At 45.1% G+C, this 24170-nt stretch carries 23 protein-coding genes, 1 tRNA gene and 1 pseudogene; 9 read left to right on the top strand and 16 right to left on the bottom strand.

The window, feature by feature from the left end:
• Window positions 1–4: 4 nt before the first annotated feature.
• The 3 genes and pseudogenes from ACETMN_RS10510 to ACETMN_RS10500 all read right to left on the bottom strand — a co-directional run.
• A complete protein-coding gene (locus ACETMN_RS10510) occupies window positions 5–466 on the bottom strand; it encodes a DUF86 domain-containing protein (protein ID WP_411736133.1) in 462 nt (153 codons plus the stop codon).
• Between the two features lie 173 nt (window positions 467–639).
• Complete coding sequence (locus ACETMN_RS10505; RefSeq protein WP_017689429.1) at window positions 640–927, bottom strand: Dabb family protein; 288 nt, start codon at window positions 925–927, stop codon at window positions 640–642.
• Window positions 928–1212: 285 nt separating this feature from the next.
• A pseudogene (locus tag ACETMN_RS10500) lies at window positions 1213–1596 on the bottom strand (holin family protein); the annotation flags it as partial.
• Window positions 1597–2044: 448 nt separating this feature from the next.
• On the opposite strand from ACETMN_RS10500, the gene ACETMN_RS10495 reads away from it, so the two are divergent.
• Window positions 2045–2641: a helix-turn-helix domain-containing protein gene (locus ACETMN_RS10495; RefSeq protein WP_017689431.1), complete on the top strand. Its 597-nt coding sequence runs from the start codon at window positions 2045–2047 to the stop codon at window positions 2639–2641.
• 223 nt (window positions 2642–2864) lie between these two features.
• Here the strand turns inward: ACETMN_RS10495 and ACETMN_RS10490 are convergent, their stop codons facing one another.
• Entirely contained in the window at window positions 2865–4019 is a 1155-nt protein-coding gene (locus ACETMN_RS10490; protein ID WP_411736132.1) for a sn-glycerol-1-phosphate dehydrogenase, read from the bottom strand.
• Window positions 4020–4177: 158 nt separating this feature from the next.
• On the opposite strand from ACETMN_RS10490, the gene ACETMN_RS10485 reads away from it, so the two are divergent.
• Window positions 4178–4363 carry a hypothetical protein gene (locus ACETMN_RS10485; protein ID WP_036609735.1) on the top strand — a complete coding sequence of 62 codons (186 nt, stop codon included), beginning with the start codon at window positions 4178–4180 and terminating at the stop codon, window positions 4361–4363.
• 104 nt (window positions 4364–4467) lie between these two features.
• On the opposite strand, the gene ACETMN_RS10480 is transcribed toward ACETMN_RS10485, so the two are convergent.
• Window positions 4468–4552: transfer RNA gene (locus ACETMN_RS10480), tRNA-Leu, on the bottom strand.
• A gap of 222 nt (window positions 4553–4774) precedes the next feature.
• Here ACETMN_RS10480 and ACETMN_RS10475 point away from each other — a divergent pair.
• Together ACETMN_RS10475 and ACETMN_RS10470 are read left to right on the top strand one after the other, a co-directional pair.
• Complete coding sequence (locus tag ACETMN_RS10475) at window positions 4775–5767, top strand: Gfo/Idh/MocA family protein (RefSeq protein WP_411736131.1); 993 nt, start codon at window positions 4775–4777, stop codon at window positions 5765–5767.
• Window positions 5768–5990: 223 nt separating this feature from the next.
• The gene (locus ACETMN_RS10470; protein WP_091017583.1) at window positions 5991–6353 is read left to right on the top strand and encodes a winged helix-turn-helix transcriptional regulator; all 363 of its coding nucleotides are present in this window, start codon (window positions 5991–5993) and stop codon (window positions 6351–6353) included.
• 50 nt (window positions 6354–6403) lie between these two features.
• On the opposite strand, the gene ACETMN_RS10465 is transcribed toward ACETMN_RS10470, so the two are convergent.
• From ACETMN_RS10465 to ACETMN_RS10440, 6 genes are all read right to left on the bottom strand, one after another.
• Window positions 6404–7915 carry a diguanylate cyclase gene (locus ACETMN_RS10465; RefSeq protein WP_411736130.1) on the bottom strand — a complete coding sequence of 504 codons (1512 nt, stop codon included), beginning with the start codon at window positions 7913–7915 and terminating at the stop codon, window positions 6404–6406.
• Between the two features lie 269 nt (window positions 7916–8184).
• On the bottom strand, window positions 8185–8922 hold the full coding sequence (locus tag ACETMN_RS10460; protein WP_411736129.1) for a spermidine synthase: 738 nt from the start codon (window positions 8920–8922) through the stop codon (window positions 8185–8187).
• Between the two features lie 161 nt (window positions 8923–9083).
• Complete coding sequence (locus tag ACETMN_RS10455; protein ID WP_210107676.1) at window positions 9084–9986, bottom strand: LysR family transcriptional regulator; 903 nt, start codon at window positions 9984–9986, stop codon at window positions 9084–9086.
• A 4-nt stretch (window positions 9987–9990) separates the two neighbouring features.
• On the bottom strand, window positions 9991–10674 hold the full coding sequence (locus tag ACETMN_RS10450; RefSeq protein ID WP_179198561.1) for a DUF1266 domain-containing protein: 684 nt from the start codon (window positions 10672–10674) through the stop codon (window positions 9991–9993).
• Window positions 10658–13261, bottom strand: a complete 2604-nt coding sequence (locus tag ACETMN_RS10445) for a tetratricopeptide repeat protein (protein ID WP_091017592.1) — start codon at window positions 13259–13261, stop codon at window positions 10658–10660. Before ACETMN_RS10445 ends, ACETMN_RS10450 begins: the two co-directional genes overlap by 17 nt.
• A gap of 244 nt (window positions 13262–13505) precedes the next feature.
• Window positions 13506–13940 carry a MerR family transcriptional regulator gene (locus ACETMN_RS10440; protein ID WP_411736128.1) on the bottom strand — a complete coding sequence of 145 codons (435 nt, stop codon included), beginning with the start codon at window positions 13938–13940 and terminating at the stop codon, window positions 13506–13508.
• 172 nt (window positions 13941–14112) lie between these two features.
• On the opposite strand from ACETMN_RS10440, the gene ACETMN_RS10435 reads away from it, so the two are divergent.
• The 4 genes from ACETMN_RS10435 to ACETMN_RS10420 all read left to right on the top strand — a co-directional run bounded on the left by ACETMN_RS10435 (window position 14113) and on the right by ACETMN_RS10420 (window position 17708).
• Window positions 14113–14961 carry an SDR family NAD(P)-dependent oxidoreductase gene (locus ACETMN_RS10435; RefSeq protein ID WP_411736127.1) on the top strand — a complete coding sequence of 283 codons (849 nt, stop codon included), beginning with the start codon at window positions 14113–14115 and terminating at the stop codon, window positions 14959–14961.
• A gap of 71 nt (window positions 14962–15032) precedes the next feature.
• The gene (locus ACETMN_RS10430; RefSeq protein ID WP_411736412.1) at window positions 15033–15152 is read left to right on the top strand and encodes an FCD domain-containing protein; all 120 of its coding nucleotides are present in this window, start codon (window positions 15033–15035) and stop codon (window positions 15150–15152) included.
• A 173-nt stretch (window positions 15153–15325) separates the two neighbouring features.
• Window positions 15326–16489, top strand: a complete 1164-nt coding sequence (locus tag ACETMN_RS10425; RefSeq protein ID WP_091017597.1) for an oxalate decarboxylase family bicupin — start codon at window positions 15326–15328, stop codon at window positions 16487–16489.
• Between the two features lie 79 nt (window positions 16490–16568).
• Complete coding sequence (locus ACETMN_RS10420) at window positions 16569–17708, top strand: zinc-dependent alcohol dehydrogenase (RefSeq protein WP_036609757.1); 1140 nt, start codon at window positions 16569–16571, stop codon at window positions 17706–17708.
• 139 nt (window positions 17709–17847) lie between these two features.
• Here ACETMN_RS10420 and ACETMN_RS10415 read toward each other — a convergent pair whose 3' ends face one another.
• The 4 genes from ACETMN_RS10415 to ACETMN_RS10400 form a co-directional block, all read right to left on the bottom strand.
• Window positions 17848–18636 (bottom strand): class I SAM-dependent methyltransferase, encoded by a 789-nt coding sequence (locus ACETMN_RS10415; RefSeq protein ID WP_411736126.1) that lies wholly within the window; start codon window positions 18634–18636, stop codon window positions 17848–17850.
• A gap of 200 nt (window positions 18637–18836) precedes the next feature.
• Entirely contained in the window at window positions 18837–20804 is a 1968-nt protein-coding gene (locus ACETMN_RS10410; RefSeq protein ID WP_105598088.1) for a PTS fructose transporter subunit IIABC, read from the bottom strand.
• 91 nt (window positions 20805–20895) lie between these two features.
• A complete protein-coding gene (gene pfkB / locus ACETMN_RS10405) occupies window positions 20896–21807 on the bottom strand; it encodes a 1-phosphofructokinase (RefSeq protein ID WP_091017603.1) in 912 nt (303 codons plus the stop codon).
• Between the two features lie 2 nt (window positions 21808–21809).
• Window positions 21810–22556 (bottom strand): DeoR/GlpR family DNA-binding transcription regulator, encoded by a 747-nt coding sequence (locus ACETMN_RS10400; protein WP_017689448.1) that lies wholly within the window; start codon window positions 22554–22556, stop codon window positions 21810–21812.
• 189 nt (window positions 22557–22745) lie between these two features.
• Here ACETMN_RS10400 and ACETMN_RS10395 point away from each other — a divergent pair, with 189 nt between their 5' ends.
• Window positions 22746–23429, top strand: a complete 684-nt coding sequence (locus tag ACETMN_RS10395) for a G1 family glutamic endopeptidase (RefSeq protein WP_091017605.1) — start codon at window positions 22746–22748, stop codon at window positions 23427–23429.
• A 147-nt stretch (window positions 23430–23576) separates the two neighbouring features.
• On the opposite strand, the gene ACETMN_RS10390 is transcribed toward ACETMN_RS10395, so the two are convergent.
• Window positions 23577–24062 carry a hypothetical protein gene (locus tag ACETMN_RS10390; protein ID WP_411736125.1) on the bottom strand — a complete coding sequence of 162 codons (486 nt, stop codon included), beginning with the start codon at window positions 24060–24062 and terminating at the stop codon, window positions 23577–23579.
• Between the last annotated feature and the right edge of the window lie 108 nt (window positions 24063–24170).

Genomic DNA, 24170 nt, shown 5'->3' with positions numbered 1-24170 from the left:
TCCCTCATTCCTTACGCTGTCCCTCGGTCTGTGCCGTATTGAAAGGACCAAGTTCTTTTTCCACGTAGGCGCTAACCTGAGTAGTAAAATGTTCAAGTATACTCGGCAACTCTACGCTAAGCGGATGGAGCTCAGACCGCTCCCAAGTGTAATAATCCTGCACCAGTGGCTTGCGTAACGTGACAAGCTGACGCAATATCTCATAGGTAGGATTATCAAAAACCTTTTCTTCATAATTAATCTGAATAATATCATCATAGCTGCTCGCATCTCTCATGATGAAACCGTCAATTAGATAACTTCCCACATCGGTAACAATCTCGATCGCCAGGTGAAGACACCGTTCCTGTACCATCCCCAGCATGAGACTGCCGTCCCAAGCTTCTGCTGCCCCGCGAAGCCCTTCAGCTACTTCCGGTACAGCAGCAAGCCGGCGGGCAATCTGTTCTCTGTTCACATAATACATTCGTTCACTTCCCGTTCAGTGAGTTATCGGTTCCGTTTCCCTCTTCGCTTAAGCCAGAATATCATCACAGGACAAGCGATTAGAAACACAACAAAAATATATAGAAATTCCATAACGTCTCTTAAATCGCTCATGCAGAGTCCCCTTTATCTCAACGTAGTTTGAATGACAGATCAGATTTCGTAGTCCACTGCAATTGACTGTTCTCTGACTTCGTTCATGTACTTGATAACTTCCTGATGAAGCGGGTGTACCTGATACGCCTGGAGATCCTCCAGTGAAGCAAACTCCGCTGTGAGTGAAATGTCGAACGATCTCTCCGAGCGAAGCACATCAATCCCGATTTCAAGTGAAACCAGGACATCAATTTTACCTTCCAGATTGCGAAGCACCTGAGCTGCAGCTTCAATACTTTCTGCTGAGCGATCTTTCATTTTGAACAGGACAATATGTTTTATCATCTGGGCAAACACCTCGTTTAATATAATAGTAGAAATGAATGAATTTTCATGTATCCAAAATATATCATAACGTTCTCTATTACGAAAGGATACTTGGAAACGTTCTCTTGATAAGAAAAACTAATCCGAACCGTTTCCCTTCGATTCGGATTTCTTTTGCGATCCATCCTCCGTCTGTTTCGTAGAGTCATCCTGCAAAGTTTGTCCTGTTTCAGCCTGCTGCTTGGTGTTGTCCGCGGTTGGCTGCGGTTTGGACCATTCACGATTCGCCAGATACTCCTGATCCTCCTGTTTCTTCAACACTGCAATGGCCTGTCTGAGCTTTGCAGGCAATGGAAGACCGATTTTGGCATAATTCTCGGTAATCGAAATGAGTTCATTCACCAGATAGAAATAAATAGCTCCGCCTTTGATAAAATCGGTTCCCATGATCAGATCAATTCGATGAGCAAGCAAAACAACCGTCAGCATGAGCCCTTTGCGAGCAATCCCCCAGAATCCAATGTTGCTATTCAACCCGGCACCTGTTCTTACCGCCGCTGCCAAACCTGTTACATAATCCACAGCCATCGCGACCGCGAGCAGGCTCAGCAATTGATCCCATCCGCCAAAAGCAAACGTAACAAATGCTCCCGAGATGACAGCAAAGGTATTCACAGATAGATGCACGTTCCTCACCTCTCCCTTACACTTGAGTATCATACAATATATGTAAAAGTAAGAGATTTGACAGGTCACATGTCATGCTGAACATGCGGATTTATCATTTCAGATTTGTGCACATCCTCTTCGCAACAGGAGAACGAAAATCACATGCTTTTGGGGAATTCAGGGAAATAAACCGCATCATATCAACAAAAAACAGATAAAAGTTCTTTAGACCTAGTAATAAGTAATTAGAACTATATTATTTTTATTCCTGTTCAATTTCTCCCTTCATTTTTAGTGAAACATTGTAATCTAGGAATATACTAGGATGTGAATTGCGCATGGTCTAGTTCGTAGTTCCCTCTTTATCGTGAATTCACGCATTGACGCATTTGTAACCGGTAGTCCCGGCACTTGAAAGTACCCCGTTGTTTATTGTAGTATTTGGTTAAAAAAAATCGGAGGAAATATGCCTAATCAACCAGAACAACATTCCATCCAGGCGTGGTCTCTGATCAACCGTAAATACTTGGGAAAAGGCGTCCGTGTTAAACGATTCCGAAAACCGACACGCTGTCAAATCCGCAATCGTGTTCTTCTTGCCGTGCTGATGGCCAATGATATCAAGTTGTCCCAGCTTGCTGAAGACCTCTCCATCTCTTCACGCAGTGTCAGTGCGTGGGTATATGAAGGACGGATACCCGGCAGTACCAATCTGGACAAGACTTGCCAATTACTCGGCTACCCGCGTCATATTCTCTTCAATGAAGAAGTTGTGCGTAATAGCCCTGTCATATGTCAACCCGAGTCATCTCGCTTCATGAAGCGTACGGTGACCCGTTCTCCGGTTAGTAACCGTATTTTGACAGGCTTGTGTATGGTCCATGATCTGTCGGTGACAGATGTCAGCCACTGGATCGGGGTTCATCCCGGCACTTTCCGCAAATGGCTGCATCAGGGAACACTGCCTTCTGCTGCGTTTCAGGAACAAGCGGAGCAATTTTTCCGTATCCCGAAAACTATTTTGTTCGCAGATGTCATCTTGAAAGATCGTCGCAACAACTAAATAAGCGAACAGCCAAAAGGCTCTGATCTCCCCATAGGGAGGCCAGAGCCTTTTTTAAAATAAAATGCATGCCTTCTCTCTCGGACTTGAAGCACTGTTCTGGCTATTCCATCAGAAATGTCAGATAACCTACCCTTTTTCGCCTTTTGCTCCCAAAAAGAGCCATCACAGCCCGCTAAAAGCTATGTTTATGCATTTCATCATGATCATTCTCTCTAGAAGGTCATCCTGACCTCGTGTTTAACACTTCATTGATATATCTCAATCCGGTATATCGAGGACGAAGCGTATGCGCTGTGTTGAATGCATGTTCCACCATCTCCGGGGTTACACCGAGTTGCTCAGTAGTCACAGGTCCACCTACTTGTTCCAACCATGCAATGAGCTGAGAGGCCTCCGGCAATTGGTCATATATCCCAAACACCGGTTCACCCGATGTCTGTGCAAGCTCTTTATATTTCACCGTAAGCAATGCACAAGCTACGCCAACTTTGGCACCATGCAGAACCGGTCTTTCTCCCGCTTGCATCAGATCCATCTCCAAGATGTGGGACAGATGATGCTCACCTCCGGATGCCGGACGGGAATGGTCAATGATCAGCATGGAGATACCGGAAACAATTAATGCGTCCATTAATACAGCTACTCCCTCTGCTCGCCCCTCCGCAATAGCTTGTACATGATCTATGCAGGTATTCAGCGCTTCTTCTGTCATCCGATAAGCAACTGGACAGAACGGTTCTCCGCCCAGTTCACGAGAAACAATCCAGTCTGCAAGTGAAGTATATTTACCAAGCATATCTCCGAATCCGGCAGCTGTCATCACTTGCGGGGCTTGCTCCAGAATATCCAGATCGGCAAAGATAGCCTCTGGCGGAACAGCCTGAAATGTTTGTTTGACGCCGCTTACAATTAAGGGTGCACCCGCAGAGGTAAACCCATCCACTGAAGCCGCTGTCGGTATGGACAGAAAGGGCTTGTTCATTTTGGAACAAACAAATCTCACCAGATCATGAATGGTACCTGAACCCACCGCAATTACAGCCTGACTTTCCAGTTTCACACCCAACATGACCTGTACAATAGCTGCTTCATCCGCAATGATATCACCCGCACGATTTTCCGGCAGAGCGATCTCATCCACATGTATTCCCGCTTCGCGAACACTGCTCAGCACATCAGATCCGGCCGCCTGAAACGTATGTCGATCATAAACAACCGTCACCTGACGATATCCTTGCTCAGACAAATAACCCGGTAACCTCTGAATGGCCCCAGCTTCCAGATGAATCAGCATATCCACCACCCGGTGTTGATGACCGCAAGCACACTGCTGTGCTTCCTCATTCCATGCTGCAATTCGTTCGTTCATATTCATTCGCTCTTACCCTCCCATATGAGATATCATGCATAATTAACGGGTTAAAACCACAAGATAAAAAAGGAAATAAAATGTGATGATTTTCCTGATCACACTTTACTGCCTATACCCAATATTTGCAAATCCATATCTCACATTTCCAAGTAGGTGAAGCAATGAAATTAACGAAAGAATTAGGAATTTCGCTCGGATTTCTGGCCGGAACCACTTTTGGCAGTGGTATCGCTTTTTTGTTTCGTCTCCAGTCGGTTGAAGTGGTTGCCAGTGTTACGCTATTTGGTATTGCAGGAGCCATTGCCGGGATCATCACGGCAGTCATTCTGCGCCAGCGGCAACATTAGCATTAGCATGCTGATAGCAAAATGCAGGCTTCACACGAATGATCCACAAAACAAAAAAAGGTTCGTGATTTGCCCTAGAGCAACTCACGAACCTTTTTGTTAGATGCGGTCGAGAGGACTCGAACCTCCACGGGGGGTTAGCCCACACGGACCTGAACCGTGCGCGTCTGCCAATTCCGCCACGACCGCATAATATGTATCTCCTCATCCATCGATGAAAAGCGTTCCGGTGAAGCAATTCCTTGTTTTACCGTAATTCAGAGTATACATGCTCCAAAATAAAAATGCAACTTCTTTTTTATTCATTCAAGAATAGGACATATGTCCTTTTTTCTCAACTTCAAACACCCTATCGTAGCATTAAACAAATATACCATCCATACAAATGCAAAAATGAAGGAGAGATCCACCTTGAAAACAACCCATCTGTGCTTTATCGGTGCCGGGTTTCATGCATCCACGAATATTTACCCTTCTGTTGTTGAAGCCGGAGCGCAGATCCAGGCCATTGCCACACGCAGTATGGAACGCTCTGAAGCAGCTCTGCTGCGATTTGGCAGCAACGGAAAAGCGTATGATAACGCTGGGCTTATGTTACAACAGGAAACTTGTGACGGAGTCGTGGTGGTCGCCCAGCCTGTTGATCAGACCGCTCTTGTCCTTGAATGCATTCGAGCTGGTAAGAATGTATACGTGGATAAGCCACTCGGATGGAATGCAGCGGAAGCAGCAGCTGTAGCAGAGGCTGCCGAGCAAGGCGGCGTCGTTGTCATGGTCGGTTTTATGAAACGTTATGCTCCCGTATACATGAAGCTGAAGGAGCTCATTGATAGTGGTTCGCTAGGTAAGGTACGTTCATTCCAGATGAAATTCGCTGTAGACAGCACCCCATTTTGCAAGGATGAGGAACAGTTCATGAAGCTCGCTGCCATACATATGGTCGATCTGATGCGTTACTTATTCGGAGAAGTAATACGGGTTACAGGCACAACCGTGAAGGATGGGGAACATATTAATCAAAGCATTTCCCTTGTTTTTGAGAATAACGTAGTAGGCAGCGCTTATTTTACCGGCATGAGCGCTTGGTCACGGGAGAGTGAAAGTGTACTCGTCACCTTTGACAACGGATTTGCGTCAGCTGAAGATATCAACACACTTACTGTCCATCAATCCCGAAGCTCGACCAGCCTTCCCTGGAAATCTCTCGAGGAGCAAGATACTGTATATACACCTTCCGGATCTCCTATGTCAGGAGCTTATCGCGACCTTTATCTACGCGGGTTTGTTGGTGAAATGGTGCACTTTATCGCGTGTTGCCAGAATCAGACTGTCCCACATTCCAGCGCCAAGGATAATATTGCAACGATGGCTCTATGTGACTCCATTCTATCGTCACTGAAGTAGCGTATATACGCTCATCCTCATATTTTATACATCCAGAGAAGAGCCTGAAACCGGGGCTCTTTTTTATCTTATAGACATCAACACATCTGCCTTCGACTACAATTAGGGTTTATAATCTGCATCATAAGTGATATGCTCTTTCATGAACTATACGTACTTTATGAAATATAACCACCCAAATAGATACCATAGAAAATCACCCTAAAGTGGAGGTGTACTTATAATGAAAAAGGACGCTACCAAGCTATGTCCCGCGCCATACGGCTGTTCCGTGGAAGTTACCCTCAGCGTGATCGGAGGCAAATGGAAAGGTGCCATTTTGTATCATTTATTCTCCGGTCCTTTGAGATTTAACGAGATCCGAAAATTGTTTCCTGAAATCACCCAGCGTATGCTCACCCTGCAACTTCGAGAGTTGGAAAGCAGCGGAATTGTTCATCGTGAAATATACCCCCAGATTCCACCTAAAGTGGAGTATTCCCTCACACCATTTGGTGAAACGTTACGGCCGATTATCTTCAGCATGCGAGATTGGGGAGAAACGTATACAAATGAGGTTCTGGCCAGATCCTCACAAGAGGTATAAAACACAAAAGAAGCTGTCCCTAGTTTTTAGGGAACAGCTTCTTTGCTTGCTTATTTAATAACCGTCTGGATCGTAACCGTACGGTTACGGCCGTCTTCCTTCGCTTGATACAATGCATTATCCGCCAAGTGAAACAGTTCTGTGGAAGTTGTGGAGTGCTTCGGATATTCGGCAATTCCAGCCGAGATGGTGACGGAACGATCTATAGGCAATATGCTTTCTTCGACCGTTATTCGGATACGTTCAGCAATCTCAAAAGCCACGTTAGACTCGGAATTTCTTAACAAGACTACAAATTCCTCTCCACCAAACCGGGCGCAGACATCTTCTGGTCGAACAGACAATTGAATGATATTGGCAATGTGTTTTAATACTTCATCCCCAGCATGATGCCCGAATGTATCATTAATGGACTTGAAGCGGTCGATATCCAGAACAATAATGGAGAATGGCACCTCATCCTGAATCCATTCCTGGATGACTTCTTCGAAAGTTCTGCGATTGTTCATGCCTGTTAAAACATCGGTTCTGGCATCATAGACAAGCTGGTTTGTCTGTTTCCTAAAGTTCGCCAATGCGCCAACAACTGCTCTCGTTAGAAGGTCTGCCTCTCTATTCCAGTGAGGCTTCATCACAGGTAGATCCACTTGTCCCTTATCGACCTGATTCACCAAATCAGCGAGCATAGCAAAAGGACTGGCCAGCTTGCGTGCAACCCGAACCACAATAAGGGTCAGGATCAGAAAAGGCACTGAAGTGTACAGTAACAACATACGGATATGATGATTCAACTGATCGTACACCGTTTTGGTTGGAGACACGATTACGACGCCCCAGTCTGTTGATGGAACTTTGTAATAACCTGCAAGCGAATCCACACCTGCCAGGTTTTTGTATTGTTCTTTACCGTTCTTGTTTTCTAGCAGCTTTTGCACCACTTCATTTTTACTGACATTTTCACCAATTCGGTTGGTGTTTGGATGAAATAACAAAGTGCCCTTCTTATCCACAATAAAAAAGTAGGAACCATTACTTGTCTTGAGCTGACTACCAAAAGACAGACTCAATATATTATTTTCCTGCAAAAAGATATTTCCACCGATTGTTCCTTGATACTCCCCTGCCGAATCAAAGATCGGTTCACTGACAAATACAATTCTGCGTTTGGTTCTGGGTGTCTGGTACGCTTCGGAGATATACGAAGCCCTCAATTTAACCGCTTCTTTTGCTGCATTGGAACTAACATGGTGACCTACACTAGCCTGTGAGTAAGGTGAGGTAGACCTGACTACCCCCGCTTTATTTACCAAAGAAACGGAATTAAAAAAATTACTACTATTGCGAACCAATTCCAATGTGGAATTCAACTCTTTTGTATTGGCGTGATCCGTATCCGGGAAATATTGAGCTGCATATTTCAAGCTCTCCTGCATGGAATAAAAAAGCGAATCCAGCGTTTGGCTCATTTGCACAGCGCTTGCATAATTTAGCGAAAGGGTGTTATCAATGAGTGACTGTTTCTGAGATGTATAAGATGAGATGACCATGAGGGTCAATGTCATTATAACTGATATAGTGACCAACCCCCCGAGTAAAGCCGTGAGGCTGATCTTCTTGATGTTTTTTATTTTTTTTCGTAACCTAGATCTCTTGATCTGTGGAATCATCGTTTACTTCCCCCGGATTTTCATGAAAAGGCATATTCCTTCTATCTTATACAAAAGTTGTTAAGATCAAATAAAGAGTTTGAGAAATCTTAACAATTACATCGTAAGATTGACGATTTAATGACATTTTACTTTCCCTGGAAGAATCACTGTTCAGGATCGTCCTAATCGACAATGATATATCCTTCTTCTGGTTCTTGTTCAACAAACCCTGCCATGTGACGAACCTGAAATTCGATTGGGTGATGACTGCCCATTAAAATTCGATTCTGGACTTCATCCGCTGTTTCTGTAGGTAATGCAAATGCACGTGTATAGGCAAACTGTGCCTGAAGTGTCGTATAGATCGCATTGACAAGCCAATCGTTGCCCGCACGCCCAAACACATTAAGGATCACAGCTCCGTCCGAGTCCAGCTTGTCCTTGACCATGGCAAAAAAATCACTGGATATAAACTGCTCGGGTGTCCCCGTTGCCGTAAAGGCATCAATAATAATATAATCATATGTCGCAGCGGGTTCTTGGCCTAATAATTCACGACCATCCCCGATGAGCACAGGACTTCCCTCATATCCAAAAAAGGTTTGGCTCAACTCCACGACCTCTGCGTCAAGCTCAGCTACTTTTACCTGACGATCAGACAAGTAGGTTGGCAATGTGCCAATACCATGTCCCACCACAAATACGGTATCAAACTCAGGATCATTCCGTTCCATTAGATGCACCATCGCTCTCGGATACTCCAACACCATCCGGTTAGGCTCATCCAGATCCATGGCTCCCTGCACAGCTGCGTTGGAGAATTCTAATACACGAAACTGGCCCTTCTCTCCATAAAGCTTTTTGGTATCATATACCGTCAGCTCATGCTGTTCACTTTTATTCCGATACAGAACTCTCACTAACCGTTCTCCCTTCGCTCTCTTGCACACATTCGACATATACCTTCATTCTATTACACGGGATGACAACATACCACCCTATACTTGAGTGATCGTAAACAGAACAAAAAAAACCGTTTCCGATTATACGGAAACGACTTTTGATGAACCTTTCAACATGTTTAGGACCCTATGGCCTCATGCAGAGCCTGGACATATTCCACGCCCAGATTGGAGAGAGAAGTGCTCTTGTGGCTTATCCACCCTACATTAATGGATTCCTCACATTCCAGCGGTACAGGAATGATCTCGTCTCCATTCAGATCAGCGCTAAGTACACCCGTAGAGATCGTATAACCATTCAGACCAATCAATAGGTTAAACAATGTTGCGCGGTCATTGACCTGTATACTTTTGGGGTGAGATAACGTACTTAGGATCTCTTCCGAAAAATGAAAGGAATTGTACTCTCCCTGATCAAATGACAAGTACGGATAATCCTGCAGTTGCTCGATTGCAACCGACTCCTGCTTCGCCAGCGGGTTCTTCACACTGATAAAGATATGGGGCTTGGCTGTGAACAAGCTGGTGAAAACCAGCCCCGCATCTTTTAACAATTTGTTAATCACCTTGGCATTGAACTCATTCAAATACAGGATGCCAATTTCACTGCGCAGGCTTTTCACGTCCTGAATAATCTCGTAGGTCTTTGTCTCCCGAAGTGCCAACTCGTATTCATCCTGACCATACTGCTGTACCAGACGAACAAAGGCATTCACTGCAAACGCATAATGCTGCGTCGATACAGAGAAGTGCTGCGGGGATGGCTTGGCGTTCAGATAACGATTCTCCAACAATTCAGCTTGTTCAACCACCTGACGCGCATAACTCAGAAACTCAACGCCTTCTTTAGACAGAGATATTCCCTTATTGGTACGTTCAAAAATGGTAATTCGCAACTCCTGCTCCAGATCCCGGATGGCATTGGACAGGCTGGGTTGCGAGATAAACAGGCGTTTGGCTGCTTCATTCATGGAACCGCGTGTAGCAACTTCAATTACATATTTTAATTGTTGTAGGGTCAAGGTCTTATCCCTCTCTTTCTGGTTCAACAGGCAGACCAACAGTTGCTTCTTCCCACGGAAGTACATTCCATGGACTGTCTGCCCGTTCGAACAAATGCTCTACAAGCGAAAAGTGCTCCAGGGCTGACTCCGTCTCCAATTCTTCATACCCATACTGACGTCCTATGAGGTAGGCAAGTCCGAATTCCGTCCAACTTGAATACGCTTTTTGAATTCGCTGCGCCATTTCATACATAAAAGTCCATGCTGTCTTCTCATCTACATAACCGACCTGCATCGCCATGCGTGTAATTGATATGGCTCTTCCCCAGTCCCAGGCGCTGATGCTTGCCGCATTCAGGCGGCTGTCATAGAGTTGGATGGCCCTCAATTGGGTTCTGATCGTCTCATCCTCCAAACCAAGGATGTAGTTTTCCTGCTCCTGATGAGTCATTACAGACAATAACGCCCTGCGTTGATCAAATTTATCATGGTGCCCGCTTCCTTCTCGAAAACTTTCCATTTGCTGATGAAATGACTGCTCGTCCCGAATACTCCATGCTCGACCAAACATTTCAATGATGCCTTCCCTTTTCCCATCCAATCGTTCAATATCATACCCTGTGGCGAATTCCAAAGCATTTGCCTCAAGTAAAATAGCTCCCGCTGCCAGTGTCCACTGTTGTCTTGCATCAAGCAAAGAATACATCGTTGAATACCTCCACGTTATAATACGGTCTGAGCTCTTCATCATTCAAAAGATCAGGGAATTGAAGTGGTACCGTTTGTTTCAATCCCATCTGGAATATATTGAACTTCAGCTTATTAAACCAGGCTCCCCGTTGACTCAGACGCTCTTCCATATCCTGCAGACGTGCAAGGTAATCCGGATGATCAGGCCGGTCTGCCACAGCCTCTCTGGCATACACAAGTGCCAACTCTCCTTGACCAAGATGCATATAGGATAAACTCAGTAAACTGCATGTATCCCCCCGCAAACCAAACTCGTAAGCTCGGGTCAACATTTTGCGAGCGACATCGTATTTACGTGCCTGATATAGATGTAAGCCCCCATAATAATAGCTGTAACCATCAATCTTGGCAGGTTCTACTGTTTTATAATAATGCACCATAGCGCTGTCCAACTCATCCCACTGCTTGAGTTCGGCAAAGATGCGAATCATCTGTAAAAGCGCCCACGGATTATTAGGCTCGTGATCCTGAATCTTCAGAATCCATTTTGCTGCCTCCTCAAACTTACGATCCGCAAGGAGGCAAACAGCAATCATTTTTGTTAATAAAGAAACCTCCGGCATCTTTTTGTGAAGCGCTAAGAAGAAATCATGAGCAGTGGTCCAGTTCTTTCTATCAAAATGGAGATCCGCTGCTGCACCAAGAGCTTCATTTTGATACGCAGTGTCCCCAGTCTCCAAATATTGTTCAATGGTAGACAATGCAAGATCAATCTTGGCTTGTCCTCTGTAGGCTGTAAATAGATGATAAAGTGTGCTCGGATAACTCTCGATACGTAAACAAGCTTGGAAACACTGAACAGCATCCTCGAATCGCTCTACATTCATATACGAGATGCCAAGGTAGTGATAGAGATCAGCACTTTCATTACCTTCATTCATATAAGTCTCAAAGCACGTTATAGCCTTAACATACTTTTCTAAATTATAGTAACTGAAAGCTAATCCAAATTCGTAGCCTGCGCCCCCATTTAATGTTTTTGCCTGCAAATAGTTCAAGATCGCCTGTTCATATTCTTCAAGCATACGATAGGATTCCCCGAGATAAAAATAAACTCCCGGCTCTTCTGCCATGTGTTCTTTCAGAATAAGACCGTCTGAGATTACTGCCTCATAATGATCTAGATTATAATTGACCTTTATGCGTAAGTACAAAGCCTCTTGGTGAACAAAGACCTCTTCTTTAGCCCTTGTGACAGACTGATTAATGTAGTGTAAAGCAAGTTTTAGATCAACATCGTATGCCATTTGAGCAGCCAAAAACCAAGCATTACTGCTTAACAGTACTTCTGATCCAAATCCTTCAACCATGGATATTACCTTGTCTGATTGTTTCCTTATACGGTAAAGCCCAATCAGTTCCTCGATCTGTTCCGTTCCAGGAGGGTTGTCATTTTGAAGCTCCTCTTCCAAAATCGTCATGCGTTCTTGCTCATATTCATGCCGTACATGCCATAGACGAGTTCGTAGTTCCAAGTCCGCTGGGAATCGTTCTAACGCTGCCTCATATACGGCCATGGCTTCATTATTTCTACCCAACTGGATTAGACACTGCGCTGCAGATGATAAAGCAGGACTATAGATCATCGCTTCAGTTGCCTCCGACAACTGCATGTTGATGGATAACGCTTCTTCCACATGTCCACACTTCAGTAACATGTCTGCCAAGTGACGGAGAATTTGAGGCTCATTCGATAGTATAACTGCAAGCCTGGAGTACATGTGGAGCGCAGTCTCCCAATCCTCAACGTTCATCGAATATAACGCAATCAAGCGCAGTAACACAGGGTCTTGTTCATACATGGCGTAAGCTTTGCCCAACATCTCGTGCGCTGTGTCCAAGTCTTGATGAATGAGTGCACGTCTTGCGAATTCACGAAAATATAAATAATCGTCGATCTCCAAACCAGCTGCTGCCGCTTGGTGTAAATATTCAAGCTGCAAATCATATAAACTTTGACTTTGGTAACGAATGTGATTTAGAAACGAGGAAGAAAATCGCTCGCTTAACTCCAGTTCATTGTCCATCCAGCCAAACGTATCATCTAATAATTTCCAAACCATACCAGGCAGCCAGCTTCGTTCTGCCAAAACATCTAACAATTCGCTGTGTAGTCTTTCCCGAACCTGAATGCTCCAGAATTGCTCATCCTCTACAAGGTTCACCCATAGATCGTAACGAATGCGTGAGTCAAAATCTTCATACAGTCTAATCGTTCTCTCCAGAAAATGATTTACAGCTTCACGCAGCGGGTCTTCCCGCTGTGGAGGAGTTATATGTAAGTCTTCGATATGTATACCTTGAGCTAAATCCTGCGTATCTTCCGTGAAGTGGTGAGTAGGATCATCATCAGACTCAACATGTATCGGTTGAATTGAACCTGTTGACGCAATCTCTCTAGCTTGCTCGTAAGCTGCTCTAAGTTCCTTGAAACCTTCAGGATTCTCTTCTGGATGATTTTGTTTTAACCGTAATGAATAAGCCCGTCTAATCGCATTTAAATCTTCAGTAGGCTCTATACCAAGTATTCCCCAGTAATCCATGCTGTCGTTCCTCTCTTATCTGGAATTCTTCTCAATCTGCAGATGTGGTTGCTATCAAAAAAATGTAACATTGCTCTTTAATATATCATATCCCTGCTTCATTAAGCTTCTTTTCAGACAACCCTCTCCGTAAAAAGTGATATCTAATAACCTGGCCATACACTCGATATTAAATGCTAGAAACAGCAAAAAGACCCGCATCATCATGACGTGGGTTTTTGGATTCAAACAGGTAGCAGCGCCATCAAACGAATATGTTCTTTTTCTCAAAAACAGACATCTGGTTTTCCCCGGTAATAGGGCATTCATCAGGATACATACTTCGTTTATCCAACTTCTCATCGATAAAATCAACGACCTGCTGTAGCGAAGCAATCTGTGCTTCAACTTTCTTTCGGTGATTCACCAGCATCTCCCGTTCATCCGGAAAATCGGCGAGATCCGAATCCATGGACATTTGGAGATAGGGCTTCATTTCTTCCAAAGACATGCCAGTTTTTTTCAGACAAGTGATCAACTTCATCGTATGGATATCCTCAGAGCGATATACCCGATGGCGATTGGCTTTGCGTTCAGCTCGGGGAAGCAGCCCAATCTTCTCATAATAACGAATTGTATCTTCCGATAATCCGGCCTGTTCTGACGTTTCTTTAATGGAGAACACTTCATTCTCACTCATCATATGGGCCTCCTCCATATTTATTTCTCTCCATATTACAACTTGGAGCTGACTCCAAGTCAAGCATGATCCCTTCCACCCTAACACCCCTTGACTTGGAGTCGACTCCAAGTTATAGAATGAGCGCAGCATACAGATTCGTTCTGTAATCCCATTCTATCTGGAGGTATATATGAATATACAAAATCAGCTTCGCACCGCTCTCATCACAGGTTCAACGTCAGGAATTGGTCTTGAACTGACACGCAAGTTACTGGCTGAAGAATGGCAGGTAATCGGTCTCAACCGTTCTGCTTTCCCATCCGAGGATACCGATATTCAGAACGCCTTACGTTCAGGCCAGCTCCGTTGGGTTCAGGCTAATCTGACCAACTACGACAGTTTGAGAACTGCACTGGATCAGATTAAATCCGATACCGATTCAATTGATGTTTTGTTTAACAATGCGGGTGGCAGCGCTTCGGAGCTTCGTTTCTCTGATCAGGGGCATGAACTGCACTTTGAACTTCAAACTGTAGTCCCTTACATCATCTACATGGAATTAGTGGAGCTATTGCTCAAAGGACAGATGAAAACAGTCGTCAATACTTCCACCACCGCGTTCAGTATGGTCAAACAATTTGATCTAAATATCCTGGAACGTCCAACTGAATTCAAAAAGCTGTTTGGTCCCTATGCCACTTCGAAGCTCGGTCTATCTCTATGGACACGTGAGGTTGCCAAGTCTGCCAAAGCGAATGGCATACAACTGCTAAGCGTAGATCCCGGTGGAAATAATACGCTAAGGGGCAACAAAACATCCGGCCTGCCCTTCTATATCAAACCTATTATGAAATGGTTCTTTCCTCATCCAAGCCATGGCGCTTCGCTGCTCTACAATGCGGCTTTATCACCCACCAGACATGAATCCGGTACATTTCTGGTGAAAAATAAAGCGACAGCACTTCGTTTCACAGAGCAAGGTCCTGCCGTTCTCCATCGGGTAAACGAGATCTACGAGCAGCATTTTCATACAGTGTAGTCTGGAAAGCCCCCAACCAACCCATCTTAATCATGAGATGTTGAGCACTATATCATCAGTGCCCCTTCCTCATAGAAGAGCATCATCAGATTTGTGAAGCGATCAAGGCGCATGACGGGCAGACTGCCGAACGACTGATGAAAGAGCATCTTCAATCCGATCTGGAATTCTGCCTTCATCTGATTCGATAACCGGATTCATGGATTGTTCAGCTTTCTCACATACGTATAAAGACGTGACCGCATGCGGTCACGTCTTTTTTTTGTCGTTTGTCCCTCATATTATCCAGGCCCTGATTCATAGGTGTAAACATAACGATGCAATGTCGCGTGTGACATGTTATTGAATCTGGAGGGATCACTCAATGACCAAAGGACAGCAACCTAACGAAAAACCATTTATTATCCCGCAACCCATTCGCAGTGATGGCGCTGGAGGACCTGATCTGGGACCCAGAGACGTCATGAGAGATATACAGAACCCCGATATGCTGGTACCTCCGGTAACCGATAACGGGTTATTGCCCAATCTAAAAATGTCTTTTTCCGATACGCATATGCAATTGAACCATGGGGGTTGGTCACGTGAAATCACCGTACGGGATCTCCCTATTGCCACTACACTGGCTGGTGTGAACATGAGCCTGACACCGGGAGGTGTACGAGAGTTGCACTGGCATCAACAATCTGAGTGGGCTTATATGATCTGGGGAACGGCAAGAATCACTTCGGTAGATCAGAACGGACGTAATTTTATTGCGGATGTCGGACCTGGCGATCTCTGGTTTTTCCCAAAAGGTCTACCCCATTCCATTCAGGGACTGGAGGATGGTTGTGAATTTCTGCTTGTGTTTGATGACGGGTCCTTCTCCGATCTGAATACGTTATCCATATCGGATTGGTTTGCCCATACCCCACCAGAGGTATTGTCTGTTAATTTCGGCGTGCCCGAATCCGCTTTTCAGTCGATGCCGAAGGAACAGGTCTACATTTTCCAAGATACCGTCCCGGGTTCCATCGAGAGCCAGGAAGTTCAGTCGCCATATGGTACCGTTCCTCTCACATTCAAACACCGGTTGCTGGCTCAAGAACCGCTCATCACACCCGGCGGAAGCGTGCGGATCGTAGACTCCACTAACTTCCCCATCTCAACTACCGTTGCAGCAGCACTCGTTGAGATCCGACCTGGCGCCATGCGTGAGCTGCACTGGCATCCCAATGCGGATGAATGGCAATATTATCTGACAGGACAAGGGAGAATGACTGTGTTTGGAGGCAATGGCATTGCTCGTACATTTGACTATCGGGCTGGGGATGTCGGATATGTTCCTGTCGCAATGGGACACTACATACAAAATACCGGCACAGACACTTTATGGTTTTTGGAGATATTCCGAAGTGATCGATTTGAGGATGTATCACTGAATCAGTGGATGGCGTTAACCCCGCGGGATCTGGTCCGTGACAATCTGAATGCGCCGCCTGAGTTGCTCAATGCCTTGCGTAAATTAAAATGGCCTGTCGTTTAATTTAGTATGTATATCTATCATTTATGCTGAAATGGGGTAATTGTCAGAGAATCCCACTATATAAGGAGGAATATGAAAGATGAGAGCCGTTACGTTTCAGGGAATCAAGGACATTCAAGTCAAAGAGGTTGAAGATCCCAAACTGCAACAGAAGGATGACATTATCGTTCGTATTACTTCTACAGCTATATGTGGATCGGATCTGCATATTTATCAGGGAGCCTTGCCTGCTGCCAAAGATTACGTTATCGGTCATGAACCGATGGGCATTGTGGAAGAAGTAGGTCCTGAAGTGACACGTGTGAAGAAGGGGGACCGTGTGGTCCTGCCTTTTAACATCGCTTGTGGTGAATGCTTCTATTGCAATCATGACATGGAGAGCCAATGCGATAATTCCAATGGAAATCCCGATATTCATACAGGTGGTTATTTTGGGTTCACTGAGCGTTACGGAAACCACCCTGGAGGTCAGGCGGAATTATTGCGTGTTCCCTACGGGAACTTCACTCCGTTTGTGATTCCGGAATCCTGTGAACTGGAAGATGAAGCCTTATTGTTCCTGTCCGATGTTCTTCCAACCGCTTACTGGAGCGTCGAGAATGCCGGGGTTAAACCGGGAGATACGGTCACCGTACTCGGTAGCGGACCCATTGGGTTGATGACGCAGAAGTTCGCCTGGATGAAAGGTGCCAAACGCGTTATTGCTGTGGATCGTCTGCCCTATCGACTGGAGAAAGCCAAACGTTTGAACGATGCAGAGATCTTTAATTTCGAAGATTACGATGATATGGGTGAGCACATTCGCGAGATTACACAAGGCGGAACCGACGTTGTTATCGACTGTGTAGGTATGGATGGTAAAAAAACCACGCTGGAGGAGATCGGACAGAAGCTGAAACTTCATGGCGGTTCACTGAGTGCGATTGAAATCGGCATGAAAGCAATCCGCAAATTCGGTACACTCCAACTTACGGGTGTATATGGCTCTTCCTACAACATGTTTCCGTTAGGCAATCTGTTTGAACGCAATATCAATCTTAAAATGGGACAAGCTCCTGTTATACATTACATGCCTGAATTGTTCCGCAAAATCACTGCTGGTGAATTTGATCCAACCGAGATCATCTCCCATCGGATTTCACTAGAGAATGCAAGCGATGCGTATCGCATTTTCAACGATCATGAAGACGAATGTACCAAAGTTATACTAAAACCCTGAACCGTCGTTTTGATTATAAATATGCAAAATAAAACAAGTAGAACTACCTGTTCAAGGTACTCTGCTTGTTTTATTTTATCGATATTCATCCTGTTACTGTTGCATAAACTGCTCAGCCAGCTAAATGGTCTGTACCTAATCAGACATGAGTCGGCTTAGTCGCTTGAATATATACACTTTCTCCTTGGAAGCTATCGAGCTTCCCGTTCGCTGTCACTTCAAAATCGAAAAATTTTCTGATGATGGACGGTGCACTCAACATACTTGCTTCAAGTTCCCTCCTCTCCCGTTCCGGCAGTGCCGCACGGTTACACCACTCTTCAAACTTAAAGCGCTTCTGGAAGGAAACCATCATTTCCATTCGGAAGCCCGCGTACTCCAGCATATGAATCCATTCCGTCTTGCGCCATGCTCGAACATGGCTTGCATCTCGGCACTTCTCTACTTCATTGTAAAACTGGTCATTCTCATCCCGTTCAGGTGCCACGTTGTCAATGAATAACAACCTTCCACCGGGCTTCATAACGCGTAATGCCTCATGAACAAACAAAGAAACGTCCGGAAAATGGTGAGCAGCAATTCGGCAGGTTACAAGGTCATAGATATCATCATCGAATGGCAGCTTCTCTGCATCCCCGACAACAAAATCTACATTACGGTGTCCATTGCCCTGGATAAATGCTTCAGCTACCTGAAGCATTTCTTCCGTTAGATCGAGGGCTGTCACCCGCTGAACAAGTGGAGCCAATGCATTAGCGACATGCCCTCCTCCAGTGGCGATATCCAGCACGTTCATATCCGGAGTGGCTTGAGATGAAGCCACGAGCAACGCGAGATCCTCACCTCTGGCATGCCCCGAACTCGTCACATATTTACCTGCATTTTTCGCAAACTGCTTCTGCACCTGACTTTTGGTTACATCAGACATTCCAATTCCTCCTGCACAAGTTTCATTAGACGAAACATAGTTTCAAAATATAATTATATTTATTTTACCACACATGAATGTAAAAGCTAAATAAGCATTTTACACAAATCCGGAGGCAACTTTCCACTACCTAACAAAAAAGCTCAAATAAAAAACATCCCCCAAGTGAATTTCACCCAGGAGATGTTTTTTTATATATATTACTTCACGAGCGTTGGTGACTTCTTCCACAGTCCCAGAATCAGACCGGAGATCACAGAACCAATCGCAACAGCGAGCAGGAACAATAATGCGTGGTTCGCCAGTGCTGCAACAAAGATCCCGCCATGCGGAGCTGGTACATTAATGCTCCACAGTTGTGTCAATCCGCCAGCAACAGCGGAACCCAGAATACAAGAAGTCAATACACGCAATGGATCAGCCGCAGCAAATGGAATTGCACCTTCTGTAATGAAAGAGAATCCAAGTACATAGTTAGTCAGGCCTGATTTGCGTTCTTGCTCCGTAAATTTGGATTTGAAGAACGTTGTTGCAAGTGCAATCGCCAGAGGAGGTACCATACCGCCTGCCATAACCGCTGCCATCCATGCACCGTCTGTGTTACCACTGGATGTGAATACGCCGATAGCGAACGTGTAAGCCGCTTTGTTGAACGGTCCACCCATATCGATGGACATCATACCGCCAAGCAACAAGCCCAACAATACCGCATTACCTGTACCCAAGTTACCAAGTGCATCTACAAGCCATGTGTTCAGTGAACCAAAGATTGGATCAAAGACATAGAAACTGATTGCACCCACGATCAACAAGCCAAATACCGGATACAGCAAGATTGGTTTCAAGCCATCAATCGCTTTTGGCAATCCTTTGAACAACTTACGGAGACCAATAACGACATAACCCGCCAGGAAACCGGCAGCCAAACCACCAAGGAAACCGGCGTTTGAGTTAACCGCCATCAATCCACCGACCATACCAGGCATCAGGGCCGGGCGATCACCTATACTCATCGCGATAAATCCGGCAAGTACCGGAATCAGGAAGTGGAACGCACCTGTTCCGCCACCGATCGTTTGAAGCAATTGTACAATCGGATTCTCAGGGCTAGCGAGCTGTTCGAACAAGAAGGAAATTGCTAGCAGAATACCGCCACCTACAACAAACGGCAGCATATGCGAGATACCATTCATCAGATCTTTATAGATTTTGCTACCTACACTAACCTTACCAGTACTTGCGCCCTCTTCCTTGGCGTTTCCACCTTGGCTACGATAGATCGGTGCATCACCGTTAACGGCCTTGCGAATCAGCTCTTCGGATTTACGGATTCCATCACTCACCGGTCTTTGCAATACCGGTTTGCCATCGAAACGTGCCATCTCCACATTTTTGTCTGCGGCAACGATAACCCCTTTAGCACGAGCGATCTCATCAGCAGTGAGAACATTCTGTGCTCCTTCGGAACCGTTGGTCTCTACGCGAATATTAATGCCCATTTCCTGAGCTTTCTTTTTAAGTGCATCCTCAGCCATAAACGTATGCGCTATACCGGTTGGACAGGCTGTAACTGCAACAACAAAATCTTCCGAATTGGCATTACCTACAATCACACCAGAAGTATTCTGTTGCTGACCAGTAGTAGAAGTGGATGCGGCATTTACTGCTTTTTCAGCTTTTGCTTTTTCTTTGGCTGCTTCCTTCTCAGCTGCTTCTGCCTGTTTGGCATCAAACAATGCACTAACTTCGGCAGGTGTATCTGTACTCATCAATTGTGAGATGAAATCGCTATCAATCAACAACCTGGAAAGAGCTGCAAGCGTACGCAGATGGGTATTACCTGCGCCTTCTGGAGCCGCAATCATGAAGAACACATGAGCTGGCTGATCGTCCAACGCTTCAAAATCAAGCCCTTTTCTACTCTTGGCAAATACAACTGTTGGTTCGTTCACTGCTGTTGTTTTGGCATGTGGCATTGCAATTCCGCCACCGATACCCGTGCTGGATTCAGCTTCTCTTTTATAGATCATTTCCTTGAACAGGACCGGATCATTGATTCGTCCGCTTCGGTTCAGGCTTGCAATTAGTTCATCAATAGCCTCATCTTTGGTTGAGGCTTGCAGGTCCATGATCATCGTTTCCTGGATCATCAAGTCTGTTATTCTCATCTTGGTACACTCCCTTAAGTTCAGTCGGCCTGCCTAGGCAGGCCTCACTACATTACAATTACAGTAAAAACCTTTTTATATGGCCGTTAGGCTAAATCGTCGTAATGGTTACTTGATTACGCAATTCATCAATCAATTCACGTGTTGCCAGATCATCTGAGAACGCAGTTGCGCTTCCAGATGCAACCCCTGTGCGGAAAGCTTCCAGCAAATCTCCGCTCTGTACATAGGTGCCTACGAATCCGCCAATCATGGAGTCACCGGCACCAACTGAGTTTTTCACAATGCCTTTTGGCACATTTGCATGATGAACTTCCGCTTTGGTAATAAATAGCGCACCCTCACCTGCCATGGAGATCAACACATGTTTAGCACCGGCTTCCAGCAACTTACGCCCGTATAACACCAGTTCCTCGCGAGTATCAATCGTTACACCGAACAGTTCAGCCAATTCATGATGATTTGGCTTCACCAGCAATGGTGCATGTTCAAGAGCTTCCATTAACGCAGGGCCAGTTGTATCAATTACAAATTCAGCACCTGTTTGCTTGCATACTTTAATGAGACGATCATAAAAATCCGTTCCAAGTGAAGGCGGTACACTTCCGGAGAGAATGACAATATCTCCTTTTTCCAACGAAGACAATTTGTGAAGCAACTGCTCGGCCTCTTCGGCACTTATTGCAGGTCCAAGACCATTAATCTCTGTCTCTTCTCCATGCTTCAACTTGATGTTAATGCGAGTATCGTCTGCAATCGTAACAAAGTCTGTCCGAATGTTATCTTCTTGCAACTTGTCATTAATGAAACGTCCAGTAAATCCACCAAGGAAACCAATGGCCGTGTTATCTGCTCCAAGTTGATTCAGTATGCGAGAGACATTAATGCCTTTGCCGCCAGGGAGCTTCAAATCCCGATTCATTCGATTCAATCCGCCAAGCTTCAGCTCATCCACTTCCACGATGTAATCAATGGACGGGTTAAGAGTTATCGTATATATCATCGTTATCCCTCAATTATTTTAGTTTTCTGGGCGATTCCAGGCCGCCAATGTTCTGGCATCTGCTCAGTAATCAAATCGGCCTCCTCCAAATCAAACAATTTGGCAAAAGTAATTTCCCCTATTTTGCTGGAATCAGCCAGCACATAAGATTTTCCCGACAATTGATGTGCACGCCTTTTAATCAAGGCTTCCTCCGGATCCGGTGTTGTATACCCCATTTCGGGATCAACTCCGTTGCTTCCAAGAAAACATTTATCAAAACGGAAATTATCCATGTTCTGTAATGCGATACTGCCAATGACTGCTTTTGTATGAATTTTCATCATACCTCCGAGCAAATAACTGCGAATACGCTTGCTTACCAAAGCCTCAACATGTGAAAGTCCGTTGGTAACAACCGTTACGTCTTTAGCTTCAATAAAAGGAATCATGGCTAACGTTGTCGTTCCTGCATCCAGATAAATGCATTCGCCATTTTCGATCTCCTGTGCAGCCAAACGGGCAATCGTCGTTTTTTGTTGAATGTTTTTGAACGTTTTTTCTTCCATGCCCGGTTCCAGCGTTTTTTCATTCACCAGTGCGGCACCGCCGTGGATGCGTTTGAGCATCTGACGACTCTCCAGATCGATCAAGTCACGCCTAATCGTTGATTCAGAAGCACCCAACACATCAACAAGCTCTTGCAATTTCACAATTCCCTGTAAATGTAAGCGCTCTATAATTGCAGCATATCGTTCTTCAGTCAGCATCTTCATTCCTCCAACTGCTTCTATAGTATCATAATTCACTCAAAAAACAACCACTTTCATTCAAAATAATTTAAAAACATTCAAAAAACCGCATCTTTCGACTTATTTTCTTGTCCGATTGTCCCTTTCCCTGACTCCTGAACGCGCATCTGATAATCTAGTCCCGATTTTATCGAAGGTGGTGACCTGATGACAGACCACCCACACAAACGTCGCAAACCTTGCGCCCTGCATCAGAAAAAGAAAGTTTCCTCTCCTCGTTTTGGATGGATCTCCTCCAATTGGAGCGGTTATGCTCGCACAGGAACACAGAACCAATACCGTCGCATTTCAGCGGAATGGACTGTCCCCTACGTTCTACCTAGTACCCGTAACACATATTCATCCGCATGGATTGGAATTGATGGTTTCGAGAACAGCAGTCTCATTCAGACCGGAACAGGTCACGACTGGTTTCAAGGCAAGCCCAGCTATTATGCCTGGTGGGAGATCCTTCCTGACGCAGAGATCATCATTCCACATCCCGTTTCCTCTGGTCATCGCATTCGGGCAGTCATCGCCAAACTAACACGCAAAACCTGGTGCATTACTCTCTCTAATCTAACGCTAGGCTGGACTTTCCGTACCATTCAGTATTATTCGGGTCCGCAGTCCTCTGCGGAGTGGATTGTTGAAGCCCCCACTGTAGGGAGCTCCATTGCCTCCATGGCGCGGCTTACCCCCGTAACCTTCAACATGTGCCGATTGAATGGACAGTCTCCTGCTTTTTGTCCCTCTCAAAAAGGGATTATGGTCCAAGGACGAGGTATCGTCTCAATCCCTGGCGCCCCTAATCGGTGCAAAGATGGATTTACAGTTCGTCGCAACACTTGAGTATTCAACGATTGAATGAAGTTATTTACTTCATGTTCTTGTAGTTGGTATTTCGCGGCCCTCGTATCTCCATCAAAAATCCTGCAGCCTCCAGCGCTAGATGCGTGGCGTTGCAGGATTTTGCTTTTCATGGGAAATGTATGGCGTTTATGACTCTACAACCATTTCATCTGGTTTTGGTTTAAGCCATTTGCCATCCTCATTAATAAAAGCCCCTTTGAAGCGGCCCATCTCCAATTGTTCAATAAGCCTCTCCTCATCCATGACCAGAATCTCAGCGAGCTGCCCCGAGGTGTAATAATGAGCGGGATTGTAATCGAGCAGCACAGGAACAGACGTATCATATAGTTCTTTGATCAGATTCTCAAAGGAATGCCGACCCAGGTTCTGCATATCTCTATAAAATTGCAAATGTTGGGACACCATATTACGGAAAGATTTATTCTCCAGATGCATCCATAACGTATTGCAGGCCTGAACACTCATATGATTTTGTTCCACATCGTAAAATTGAACTTCTTCAATCTTCATGTATTTCTCTTGAAATGCAACGATCTTAATCAAAGGTACATTTCGTTTACGCGACGCTTTCTTCAAATGGGCTCTAAATTGTTCATAGTTCATTTCATTCATCTATTATCCCTGCCTTTAACATGTTCCAACCGACATTTTACAACAAATTAAAGGCAAGTGTAACCTTCATCATATGAAAAACAAAAAAACGTGCAGCATCAGATGCCA

The organism is Paenibacillus sp. M2 (assembly GCF_046713495.1).
GTDB lineage: Bacteria > Bacillota > Bacilli > Paenibacillales > Paenibacillaceae > Paenibacillus > Paenibacillus amylolyticus_B.
Note: the sequence above shows the minus strand (reverse complement) of the source record. Positions and strands in the feature narration are given on the sequence as shown.